The following is an 11978-nucleotide window of genomic DNA, read 5'->3' as shown; positions in this document are numbered from 1 at the left end:
TCGCGCCGGGTCTGCTTACGCTTGCCCAAGCCCTCAGCGTCACCGAACGTCAGCTGCATGGATGAATCCTCTACATAAGGCGATAGTGTCGCGCATCTGCGGTGAGTTGATCAGACCTTCCCTAAACGAGTGTGTTCGCGGGGGTATCGCCGCCACCTGCAGATGATGCGTGCTGCTGCCGAAGCGTGGCGGCCGCGCCTTCGGCGTGAATGCCCTGAGCATCGCAGGCACCTGCATGCGGTGACCACAGGTGGGATCAAACGGTTGCCGCGCAAGGATGTCCGCATGTCGCTCAGGGTCTGCGCCTGTCCTTGGGCCAGTAGCTTGTCCGGCTGGCCGTGCAGTTGGTCGTGCGGCTGATCGCGCTGCAGATACGCCGGCCTGGAATTGCGCAGCGGTAGCCGAAACGCGTTTTGCCCTGCATGCTTTGCGCGATGGATGAACAGCCGCAGGCACCAACAGGGATGGATCGGACGCCGTCGCGCCAGCAAACGCCGAACCATCAGGCCCGCAACCGACGCCGCTGGCTGCGGTGGCTGCGCTTGAGTGCGGCTGCCTTGCTGAGCGTCATGCTGCTGCTCGATCTGGCCTTTCCGTTGCCGTTGCCCAAGTCCCGCGACACCTCCACCTTGGTGGTTGCGCGCGACGGCACGCCCTTACGTGCATTCGCCGACCGCAATGGCGTATGGCGCTATCCCGCCACGCCGCAGAGCGTGTCGCCGTTGTATTTGCAGGCGCTGCTGAACTACGAAGACCGCTGGTTCTGGCGCCACCCGGGCGTCAATCCCTGGGGTCTGCTGCGTGCCGGTGGGCAGTGGATCGGGCAGGGCCACATCGTGTCCGGCGGCTCCACGCTGACCATGCAGGTGGCGCGCATCCTGGACCCGCATACACGTACGCCGTGGGGCAAGGCCAAGCAGTTGTTGCGCGCATTGCAGCTGGAGGCGCACCTGAGCAAGCACGAGATTCTCATGCTGTATCTGGAGCGCGCGCCCTACGGCGGCACCATCGAAGGGGTGGAGGCGGCCAGCTGGGCGTATCTGGGCAAGCCGGCCAAGGCCTTGTCGCACGCCGAGGCCGCGTTGCTGGCGGTATTGCCGCAATCGCCCAGCCGCCTGCGCCCGGACCGGCACCCGGCAGCGGCGCAACGCGCACGCGACAAGGTGCTCGACCGCATGGTCGAGCTGGGCGTGTGGTCGCGCGCGCAGGTGGACGATGCGCGCATCGAGCCCGTGGTCACACGCTCGCTCAAGCCACCGTTGCATGCGGCCTTGCTGGCGCAGCGCCTGCATAGCGCGCAGCCGCGTGCGGCGCGTATCGTCACCACGCTGGATGTGGAATTGCAGCGCACGCTGGAAGAGCGCGTGGCCACGTATTTTTCGCAGCTGCCAGAGCGCACCTCCGCGGCATTGTTGGTGGTGGACAACGCCACGATGGAGGCCCGCGCCTACGTGGGCTCGGCCAGTTTCGGCGACCGCAAGCGCCTGGGTCATGTCGACATGGTGCAGGCATGGCGCTCGCCCGGCTCCACGCTCAAGCCGTTCCTGTATGGCATGGCGCTGGACGATGGCCTGATCCATTCCGAAAGCCTGTTGGTGGATGCGCCGCAGAGTTTCGGCGACTACCGTCCCGGCAATTTCGATGCGGCGTTCAACGGCCCGGTGAGCGCGGCCACGGCGTTGCGGCTGTCGTTGAATGTGCCGGCGGTGGATCTGCTCGAGCGCATCGGCCCGGCACGCTTCGCTGCGCGGTTATCCAATGCCGGCATTGCGCTGCATTTTCCTTCCGGCAGCGCGCCGTCGCTGGCGTTGATACTGGGCGGCACCGGTGCGCAGTTGCAGGAGCTGGTCGGCGCCTTCGCCGCGCTCAATCGCGGCGGTATTGCCGGACGTGTGCGCTACACGCCGGACGATGCGCGCATCGATCGCCGCGTGATGTCGCCGGGTGCGGCCTGGATCGTGCGCGAGATCTTGCAGAGCAATCCGCGCCCCGGGTATGGCAGCGGCACCTTCGACACCACCGCGCGCCCCGGCGTGGCGTGGAAGACCGGCACCAGTTACGGCTACCGCGATGCATGGGCCATTGGCGGGACGCGGCGCTATACCGTCGGCGTGTGGGTAGGGCGGCCGGATGGCACCCCGTTGCCGGGCCAATACGGTGCGGTCACCGCATTGCCGTTGATGTTCGAAGTCATCGATGCCTTGCCGCGCAGGGCCGGCGACAGCGCCCCGTTGCCGATGCCAGCAACAGTGCAGGCAATCGACATCTGCTGGCCGCTGGGTGGCGCTGCGGATCAGACCCCGCCAGCGCTCTGCGCACGCCGTGCCGATGCTTACGCACTCGACGGCGCAGTGCCGCCCACCTTCGCCGAGCGCGATGCGCGTCTGTGGCAAAGCGGGCAAGTGCGCTTCGAGGTCGATGCGCGCAGCGGTCAGCGGTTGTCGCAGGAATGCCGCCAGCCGCATGAGCGTGTGCCGCGCGCGGTGGCGCGCTGGCCGGCGTTGGTCTCGCCCTGGCTCAGTACATCCGAACGCGCCGCCGCGCAACTGCCGCCTCTGGCTGAAGATTGTGCGCCGGACGGGCGCATGACCGGTGGCGGGATGCTACGCATCGATGGCTTGAGCGACCGCGCCACGCTTGCGCGGGCCAACGACGCCGCACGCCCGGTGCGGTTGCAGTTACGTGCGTTGGGCAGCGAGGCGCGCATCGATTGGCTGCTGGATGGCCGCTGGATCGCGCAGACCAACGGAAGACAAGGATTTCAGCGCGATTTCGAAGAGGTTGGGTTGCACACCCTCACCGCACTGGCCAGCGATGGCGCATGGACGCAGGTGCGCTTTCGGGTGTTGCGTTGATCGGGTCGCCAACGAAGTGCTACCGACCCGTGCTCAGCGGCAGACACCTGCTGTTCGCGACATCCCCTGTAGGAGCGCACCTGGGCGCGACGAGGCGTTACCGGAAACGCTCCATCGCGCCCGGGTGCGCTCCTACAGATGCGTGGGCGAGGGCGGCGGCGCGTCGGGATCTGGCTACCTCGTAGGTCGTTGCTCATACGGGGCGCAACCGTTTAAGCGCAATCTAGCGGCAAAAAAAAAACAGACAGGGCGCTCAAGGCGCTACCCTGTCTGTTTCACCATCGCGTCGATTTCAATGTCAACTCGCTGCGATCTTCGATGGCGATGCATCGCTACATCGCAACCTCAACTCATTCGCCGATCCAGCCTTCCAGCATGTCGGCAAATTCATCGGCGTGCTCTTCTTCCTGTGCCAGGATGCTTTCGAGAATGCGCTTGGTGGTGGTGTCCTTGTCGCCGATGAAATCGATCATCTCCCGATAGCTATCGATGGCGATGCGTTCGGCGATGAGATTTTCCTTGACCATGTCGCGCAAGTCGGTGCCTTCCTTGTATTCGGCATGCGAGCGCTTGGTCAGGGTGTCCGGATTGAGATCCGGTTCGCCACCCAGCTGCACGATGCGCTCGGCCAGCTTGTGCGCGTGCTCTTGTTCCTGCTGCGCGTGCTCCAGGAACTCGCCCTTCACTGCGTCGGCAAGCATGCCCTTGGCCATGAAATAGTGGCGGTAGTAGCGCAACGTGCACACGTATTCGGTGGCAAGCGCGGTATTGAGCAACTCGATCACCTTCTCGCGATCGGCGTGGTAGCTCTCGGTGATGGCGCCGTCTTCGATGCTCTGGCGCGCGCGGGCGCGCAAGGTGGCAGTGTCGGTGATACCGGCGGGAGTATTGGTGGCTGGCTGATCAGACATGGCTGGCCGTTTTCCTTCTGAGTGGATGGGAGAAAGGGGGGCTCAATCCGGCAGATGCTGCAGCACGTAATCGGCTGCAGAGACTTTGAATTCTCCGGGTTCTTCGACAAACAACGCCTTGACCACGGCGTCGTCTGCATACAGCGCGTAGCGGCGCGAGCGCAGGCCCATGCCCGAGCCGCTGGCGTCGATTTCAAGGCCCAGGGCGCGCGCCAGTTCGGCGTTGCCGTCGGGTAACAGGTGCAGGCCGTCGGGAATCAACTGGCTGCGCCCCCAGGCCTGCATCACGAATGGGTCGTTGACCGCGGTGCACAGCACTTCGATACCGCGTTTGCGGAATTGCTCGAAGTGTTCCACATAGCCCGGCAGGTGCTTGGCCGAGCAGGTGGGGGTGAAGGCCCCCGGCACCGCAAACAGCAGCACCTTGCGGCCTGCGAACAGGCTGTGGGTGTCGACGGCCTCGATGCCGTCGCGCAGGCGCTTGAGCACGACTTCGGGAATGCGGTCACCAACGTGGATGGTCATGCGGCAGGCTCCTGTGGCTGAACGGATTCTAGAAAGGGGCAGGGGAAAAGCGCGTCAACGCGCTTGAAATCCGTCCGGCCACGCCTATCTGACGCACATGGCCGGCGCAGCTGCGCACCTCGCAGGCACCGGCTCCGTCATCAACCTTTTTGGAGGCTTGCAATGAACATCGTTCGTTATCCCCAATTTCCCACCCACGCGCTGCAGAACGAGATCAAGCATGTGTTCGATCGCTTCTTCGAGCAGAACGGCGACACCGACGAGTCGGCCGTGGTGACCGCGCAGTGGGTGCCGCGCGTTGACATCAAGGAAGAGCCCAATCACTTCGTGTTGTACGCCGATTTGCCGGGCATCGATCCAAGCCAGATCGAGGTGCAGATGGACAAGGGCATCCTGTCGATCAAGGGGGAGCGCAAGAGCGAATCCAGCACCGAAACCGAGCGCTTCTCGCGCATTGAACGCCGCCATGGCAGCTTCCATCGCCGCTTCGCGCTGCCCGACAGCGCCGACGCCGATGGCATCACGGCTGCAGGTCATAACGGCGTGCTGGAAATCCGCATTCCCAAGCGCCCGGCCGCCACGCCGCGCCGTATCCAGGTTGGCAACGGTCAGAACATCAGCGGCAGCACGGTGCAGTAAGCGCAAGAAACGTCGCGGCGGCGCGCTGTGCAGGCGCGCGGTGTTCGCCTGGCCGGCCTGTACTGTGCATGCAGGCCGGCCAGGCGACCGGCAGTTCCGACGGGCACCTCTGCCAGCCGGAACTGGCCGCCGCAGGACGCCGGACCTGGGGCGAGGCCACACAGCTTCGCTCTCCGGCGACAGTCGCGCCGTAGAATAGGCGCGGTTGCCCGCCCGGCTGCGAATAGATTGGCCAACAGCTCCATGGCGTGACCGCTTGCGGACGCGGCTGGTATGCGAACCCGGCACGTACGCCCGTACGGTGCAGGGGGGCACGCCTTCCGCGCCGCACACGCGCTGTCCGCCGGAGTGCTGGCCGTCGAACTGGCTCGTGGCCTCGGCTGCGGGCCGTTTTTTTCCAGAGGTGATTAGATGGAATTCAAGGATTACTACGCAACGCTCGGCGTGGAGCCCAGTGCAGGCGATGCGGAGATCAAGACCGCCTACCGCCGGCTCGCGCGCAAATATCACCCCGACGTCAGTAAGGAAGCCGGCGCCGAAGACAAGTTCAAGGCGATCAACGAGGCCTACGAAGCGCTGCGCGACCCGGCCAAGCGCAAGGCCTACGACCAGTTGAAGGCTCAGGGATTCCGGCCGGGCGACGAGTTCCAGGCCCCGCCCAATTACGGCGGCGGGCAGGGCTTCGATTTCGAAGAGGTGTTCGGCAACGGCGGCGCTGGTGGCGGCTTCAGCGATTTCTTCGAGAGCCTGTTCGCCGGCCAACGCGGTGGTCGTCCGCGCGGCCCGGGCGCCGGGCCCGGTGCAGGTGCCGGCCCGCAGGCGCGCGGCGACACCCGCGCCAAGCTTGCGGTGCCGCTGGAAGCTGTGTATTCGGGCGACAGCGTGCGCATCACCATCAACGGCAAGCAGCTGGATGTGCGCGTGCCCAAGGGCGTGCAGCCCGGCCAGGTGATCCGCCTAAGCGGGCAGGGCAACGGCGGCGGCAACCTGTTGCTGGAGATCGAATACGCGGCGCATCCGCATTTCGAGGTGGACGGGCGCAACATCCTGTACACCTTGCAGGTCATGCCCTGGCAGGCCGCGCTGGGCACGACCATCAGCGTGCCCACCCTGGGCGGCTCGGTCGAATTGAAGGTGCCGGCCGACTCCGACGCCGGGCGCAAGCTGCGGCTGCGCGGTCGCGGCCTGCCGGGCACCACCCCGGGCGACCAGATCGTGGAACTGGAAATCCTCGCCCCGGCCCCCACCGACGACGCGCAGAAGAAGGCATACCGCAATCTGGCCAAGGCATTCGGCGAGACCGTGAGCTGAGCTGAGCGGCGCGGGCCAGATCAGCTTTGCGCGCGCAAGGGTTGGGTGAGGCCACGCGCGCTCCGCGCGGCAGTTGATGGCGACCCGCAGCGTCGAGTCTTGGCCGCTGCCTCAGCCGGCGCCGGAGAAGGGAGCCGTCCCCTCTCCTTTGGGAGAGGGGTTGGGGTGAGGGTTCGGCTGCCCGCAACGTGATAATCAACTCGATCTGCCCCCTCGCATCCGGATCCCACCTCATCCAGCGCTACGCGCTCCCTGTCCCCCGCCATGAAGGGGGAGGAGAAGGAAAGCAACACGGCGTTCGGCGGAGTGTTGCGTTGAATCCGGCCTGTGCTATCCGACGTAATGGCTACGGCTACTGGAAAAAACAGCGCGTCGCTCCATCAGTCTGGCCACGCTCGCCGACCACGAACCCTCCAGCAACGCACCTGGCCCAGCTACCGAAAGCGCGGCCGGCGCACTACACTCGCCGCGCACACTAGGGGAAACACATGGCACGTATTTTGATCGTCGACGACTCGCCGTCGCAGCTGCTGGGGATTCAGCGCATCGTCGAGAAGCTGGGGCACGAAACCATCACCGCCACCGATGGTGCTGCCGGCGTTGAAGCGGCCAAGGAATCGCTGCCGGATCTGGTGCTGATGGACGTGGTGATGCCCAACCTCAACGGATTCCAGGCCACACGCACGCTCAAGCGCGAGCCCACCACCCAGCATATTCCGGTCATCCTGGTCACCACCAAGGATCAGGACACCGACCGCATGTGGGGCATGCGCCAGGGGGCCCGCGCCTACATCACCAAGCCGTTCTCCGAAGACGAGCTGCTAGAAGTGATGGAGCGTGTGTTCAACCAGAAAGAAGAGCCGCCGAAAGCGTAAGTGCACCGGCCAGGCGTGATCGAGGTTGGATTTCGGCAACGCAGATGTGGGATTGGCGGGAGACGGTCCAACCCTCTCCCGCGGGGTAGGGAGTCCGGCGAGGACTCGGCAATCGGCCGATGCGGACGTCGACTTCGTCTCGCGCCATTGCATCGCAGCTCTACCTTCAGCCTGTGCCGAGCGCCACCTTCTGCCGATGGGCCAGGGCAGAGCGGTTGGGGTGACGCGCGCGGCGCAGGCGTCGCCTTGGAACCACGGGTGGTTGAAAGGATGGGTGCCAAGGATGCAATCGCCGCTTGGCCCGCACGCTTTCCGCCTCCCATCGTCTCCCATCGCCTCCCGCGCCCGAACCCTGCCAAGCAGGCACGCGCCCGGTGAACGGTCTTCAGCCGCCAAGACCAATCATGTGCCCGGCCGCGCGCATTAGACGCGTGCGCAGCGCTCGACAGGGGCAGCCCATGCCTGCCGCCGGCACGTCGCATCCTGGTCTTCAGGTCCTCAGCGCGAAGGCCCTCGCCCGACAACCATTGCCTGGGTCCCAGGCCCGCCCGATCCGTCCCGCCGGCTAAACCAACAATGCATCGCACCGGGCCTTTCAAAACGGTGGGTCTGCCCCATCTAGTAGAATCGGCGAATCAAACAACATGGCGGCACTGCGGGACTGGCCCGCACAGCCCCTCGATCATGGAGCGTGCATGGCCTGGAACACACCCGGCAACAAGGGCGGAGACGGCCCGGACCCCAACCGTCGCAGGTCCTGGGGCCCGCGCGGTGGTGGCAACGGTGGCGGTTGGGGCAATCTGCCCGCTCCGTTGAAGGAGCTGTTCGACGGCGGCGTGGGGCGCTGGATCCTGGTCGCGGTGGTGCTGATGGTGCTGTTCTCCAGCTTCCAGCTCATCGGCGAGCAGCAGCGTGGCGTGGTGCTGCGCTTCGGCCAGTTCTCGCGCATCCTGCAGCCCGGCCCGAACTTCAAGCTGCCCTGGCCGATCGAGTCGGTGCGCAAGGTCAATGCCACCGAGATCAAGACCTTCAGCAACCAGGTGCCGGTGCTGACGCGCGACGAAAACATCGTCAACGTGTCGCTCAACGTGCAGTACCAGATCAGCGACCCGCGCAAATACCTGTTCGGTTCGCGCAATGCCGATCTGGTGCTGGAGCAGGCCGCGCAAAGTGCCGTGCGTGAGCAGGTGGGGCGTTCGGACCTCAATACCGTGCTCAACAATCGCGGCCCGCTGGCGATCGCGTCCAAGGATCGTCTGCAGGCGGCGCTGGATGCCTATAACACCGGTCTGGCCGTCACCGGCGTGACCTTGCCGGATGCGCGTCCGCCGGAAGAAGTGAAGCCGGCCTTCGACGAGGTCAATGGTGCCCAGCAGGTGCGCGAGCGCCTGATCAACGAAGCCCAGGCCTACGCCGCCAAGGTGGTGCCCGAAGCGCGCGGCCAGGGCGCACGCACCCGTACCGGTGCCGAAGGCTACAAGCAGGCCACCATTTCCAAGGCCGAGGGTGATGCCGATCGCTTCACGCTGTTGCAGGCCCAGTACGCCGGCGCGCCGGAGGTCACCCGCAAGCGGCTGTGGCTGGAAACCGTGCAGAAGGTGCTGTCGGAGAACCGCAAGGTGATCGGCAGCGACGGCCGCCAGGTCATCTACGTGCCGTTGCCGGCCGATGCCAGCAAGCCGGCCGCTTCCGGCGGCACTGCCAGCATGCCGTCGATGGTGCCGCAGGACGTACTGTTGAATCCGCCGCAAAGCGCCAGTAGCGAGGCCATCCGCAACCCGGAGCGCGGCCCGCGCCCGACCGGCCGTGAGGGAACCGAATAATGAAGAATTCGCTAGTCATCGGCCTGATCGTCGCCGTCTTGCTGACCCTGATGGGCTCGGTATTCGTCGTGCGCGAAGACCAGACCGCCATGGTGCTCAACCTGGGCCGTGTGGTGCGTGCCGACCTCAAGCCCGGCCTGCACTTCAAGATTCCGGTGGTGGAATCGGTGCGCGTGTTCGACCGCCGCTTCCAGGTGCTGGACACCGCTCCGGCGCGTTACTTCACCGCCGAGCAGAAAGACGTGAGCGTGGATTTCTTCGCCATCGGTTACATCTCCGATGTGCGGGCGTTCTATCGCGCGACCGGTGGCGAGGAATCGGTGGCCAACTCGCGCCTGGCCCCGATCATCACCGACTCGCTGCGCAACCAGATCAACTCGCGCACTCTGCAACAGTTGGTTTCCGGCGACCGCAGCGAACTGATCGCCAACCAGCTCAAGGGCATCAATGGCGCCATCAAGGGCCTGGGGATGCAGATCACCGACCTGCGCATCAAGCAGATCGACCTGCCGACCGACAGCCAGGTGATCACCGACGTGTACGAGCGCATGCGCGCCCAGCGCAAGCAGGAAGCGAGCAAGCTGCGCGCCGAAGGCGAAGAGCAGGCGCTGACCATCCGCGCGCAAGCCGACCGCGAGTCCACCGTGATCGTGGCCGACGCCGAGCGCGACGCGCAGAAACTGCGTGGTGAAGGCGATGCCGAAGCAGCCCGCATCTACGGCCAGGCCGGTTCCAAGGATCCGTCGTTCTATGCGTTCTACCGCAGCCTGGAGGCCTACCGCAGCTCCATGACCGACGGCAACGGCGTGGTGGTGCTGGACAAGAACGATCCGTTCCTGCAGTACCTCAAGAGCGATCGTTGATCGCTCTGGCTTGAAGCAAAGACGCCCGCGTAATGCGGGCGTTTTTGTTTCTGCCTTTCACTGCCGGACAGACAGACGCGCGCCCCCCACCGTAGGAGCGCATCCGGTCGCGACGGGCATGCCTGGTAAGGCCGTCGCGCCCAGGTGCGCTCCTACGACTCCATTGGGATTGTCGCTACGGTGATCTTCCAGGCTAGGGGCCTTAGGGGCCCTAGTGACCGGCAGCGCTCGGAGCACCGCGCAACCGACAGCCAGCCGCAATCTGACCCGCCCCCCCGATCCGCCGTCCGCCAAGGGGTAGTGCACGTCACTCGAAACCCGGATAATGCACAAAAGCCGGCCGGGCACGCTCCAACCAGAGCACTCGGTTCGGCTTTTTCCGTGTCAGGGCTATCGCGCCACTGCAACGCTCCCCGATGGAGCCGCGCGCAGGGTGTCGCGGCCAGCCCTGCAGCGGTCCCATCCCGCGGCCCCGATGGCCGCAGCAAAACTTAGGAGTTCACCCGTCATGGGTCAGTCAGTTGTCGTGCTCGGTGCCCAGTGGGGCGATGAAGGCAAAGGCAAGATCGTCGATCTGCTCACCGAGGAAATCGGTGCGGTGGTCCGCTTCCAGGGCGGCCACAACGCCGGCCACACGCTGGTCATCAACGGCAAGAAGACCGTCTTGCATCTGATTCCGTCCGGCATCCTGCGCGACGACGCGCTGTGCCTGATCGGCAATGGCGTGGTGATCTCCCCGGCCGCGTTGATCAAGGAAATCAGCGAGCTGGAAGACGCCGGCGTGGAAGTGCGTTCGCGCCTGAAGATCTCCCCGGCCGCGCCGCTGATCATGCCCTACCACATCGCGCTGGATCAGGCGCGCGAGAAGGCCGCCGGCGGCAAGGCCATCGGCACCACCGGCCGCGGCATCGGCCCGGCCTACGAAGACAAGGTGGCGCGTCGCGGCATCCGCATCGCCGACCTGCATTACCCGCCGCAGCTGGAAGAGTTGCTTCGCACCGCGCTGGACTACCACAACTTCGTGCTGACCAAGTACCTGGGCGTGGAAGCGGTCGATTTCCAGAAGACCTACGACGAGGCGCTGGCCTTCGGCGAGTACGTGCAGCCGATGAAGTCGGACGTGGCCGGCATCCTGCACGACCTGCGCAAGCAGGGTAAACGCGTGTTGTTCGAAGGCGCGCAGGGTGCGTTGCTGGACATCGACCACGGCACCTATCCGTACGTCACCAGTTCCAACACCACCGTGGGTGGCGCATTGGCCGGTACCGGCGTTGGCGCCGATGCGATCGACTATGTGCTCGGCATTGCCAAGGCATATGCCACCCGCGTCGGCGGCGGCCCGTTCCCGACCGAACTGGACGACGAAGTTGGCCAGGGCATCCGCGACCGCGGTGCCGAGTATGGCGCGTCCACCGGTCGCCCGCGTCGCTGCGGCTGGATGGACATCGTGGCGCTCAAGCGTGCGGTGGCCATCAACGGCATTTCCGGCCTGTGCATCACCAAGCTCGACGTGCTCGACGGCATGGAGAAGCTGAAGATCTGCATCGCCTACGAATACCACGGCAAGCGCACCGAGTACGCGCCGCTGGACGCGCAGGGCTGGGAAGAGTGCACCCCCGTGTACCTGGAGTTCCCGGGTTGGAGTGAGAACACCCACGGCATCACCGTGTGGGACGAACTGCCGCCCGCCGCACGCGCCTACCTGCGCGCGCTGGAAGAACTGGCCGGCTGCCCGATCTCGATCGTCTCCACCGGCCCGGACCGCGACCACACCATGGTGCTGCAGGACCCGTTCGCCTGATCGGCTGATGCGTGGTTGAACCGACGAAAGCCCTGCGGAAGCGGGGCTTTTGTTTGCACAATGCCATTGCGTTGCCTCATCCATGCGCCCCGCACCTGTGTGACGGCTGCAGATGAAGTGGTGTTGGCCGCGCACGCCTGATCGATGCGGGGCGTGTTCAGCATGGCGGTGTAGCATGCTCGCGCCAGTCGGGCCTGCCTTGCCCTGACTCGATGCATACGTGCCCTGTCGTTGCCGCAGCTTCTCTTTGACGTGGGTGTCTTCGCGTCTGGCAGGCAGGCGCATGACTTTCGGCCGTGTGTGGTCTTGCGGGCCGGCGCCATGATGCTGGCCGCTGTACTACTTCATTACTCTCTTTAGGGAAGGTCTGATCAA

Annotated in this window: 9 protein-coding genes; 7 read left to right on the top strand and 2 right to left on the bottom strand. The window is 65.4% G+C overall.

Annotated features, from left to right (window positions below; translation table 11 throughout):
- The first annotated feature begins 464 nt into the window (after positions 1 to 464).
- On the top strand, positions 465 to 2855 hold the full coding sequence (pbpC, locus tag J7360_RS13625) for a penicillin-binding protein 1C (RefSeq protein ID WP_176214968.1): 2391 nt from the start codon (positions 465 to 467) through the stop codon (positions 2853 to 2855).
- Between the two features lie 350 nt (positions 2856 to 3205).
- Here pbpC and J7360_RS13620 read toward each other — a convergent pair whose 3' ends face one another.
- Positions 3206 to 3766 (bottom strand): ferritin-like domain-containing protein, encoded by a 561-nt coding sequence (locus J7360_RS13620; protein ID WP_003483923.1) that lies wholly within the window; start codon positions 3764 to 3766, stop codon positions 3206 to 3208.
- Positions 3767 to 3808: 42 nt separating this feature from the next.
- The gene (locus tag J7360_RS13615; RefSeq protein ID WP_003483924.1) at positions 3809 to 4291 is read right to left on the bottom strand and encodes a peroxiredoxin; all 483 of its coding nucleotides are present in this window, start codon (positions 4289 to 4291) and stop codon (positions 3809 to 3811) included.
- 162 nt (positions 4292 to 4453) lie between these two features.
- On the opposite strand from J7360_RS13615, the gene J7360_RS13610 reads away from it, so the two are divergent.
- The 6 genes from J7360_RS13610 to J7360_RS13585 all read left to right on the top strand — a co-directional run bounded on the left by J7360_RS13610 (position 4454) and on the right by J7360_RS13585 (position 11603).
- Positions 4454 to 4930, top strand: coding sequence for an Hsp20/alpha crystallin family protein (locus J7360_RS13610; RefSeq protein WP_007962463.1), 477 nt, complete (start codon positions 4454 to 4456; stop codon positions 4928 to 4930).
- A 411-nt stretch (positions 4931 to 5341) separates the two neighbouring features.
- Positions 5342 to 6241, top strand: coding sequence for a DnaJ C-terminal domain-containing protein (locus tag J7360_RS13605; RefSeq protein ID WP_003483926.1), 900 nt, complete (start codon positions 5342 to 5344; stop codon positions 6239 to 6241).
- A 488-nt stretch (positions 6242 to 6729) separates the two neighbouring features.
- Positions 6730 to 7116, top strand: a complete 387-nt coding sequence (pilH, locus tag J7360_RS13600) for a twitching motility response regulator PilH (RefSeq protein ID WP_005996155.1) — start codon at positions 6730 to 6732, stop codon at positions 7114 to 7116.
- A 695-nt stretch (positions 7117 to 7811) separates the two neighbouring features.
- On the top strand, positions 7812 to 8939 hold the full coding sequence (hflK, locus tag J7360_RS13595; protein ID WP_007962455.1) for an FtsH protease activity modulator HflK: 1128 nt from the start codon (positions 7812 to 7814) through the stop codon (positions 8937 to 8939).
- Positions 8939 to 9802, top strand: a complete 864-nt coding sequence (locus J7360_RS13590; protein WP_007962453.1) for a protease modulator HflC — start codon at positions 8939 to 8941, stop codon at positions 9800 to 9802. The genes hflK and J7360_RS13590 overlap by 1 nt, the downstream gene beginning before the upstream one ends.
- 508 nt (positions 9803 to 10310) lie before the next feature.
- Positions 10311 to 11603, top strand: coding sequence for an adenylosuccinate synthase (locus tag J7360_RS13585; protein WP_042821482.1), 1293 nt, complete (start codon positions 10311 to 10313; stop codon positions 11601 to 11603).
- Positions 11604 to 11978: the final 375 nt, after the last annotated feature.

The sequence above is a fragment of the Xanthomonas sp. D-99 genome (genome assembly GCF_017746145.1).
In the GTDB taxonomy this organism is placed as follows: Bacteria; Pseudomonadota; Gammaproteobacteria; order Xanthomonadales; family Xanthomonadaceae; genus Xanthomonas; species Xanthomonas cissicola.
This window is presented reverse-complemented; position numbering and strand designations above follow the sequence as displayed.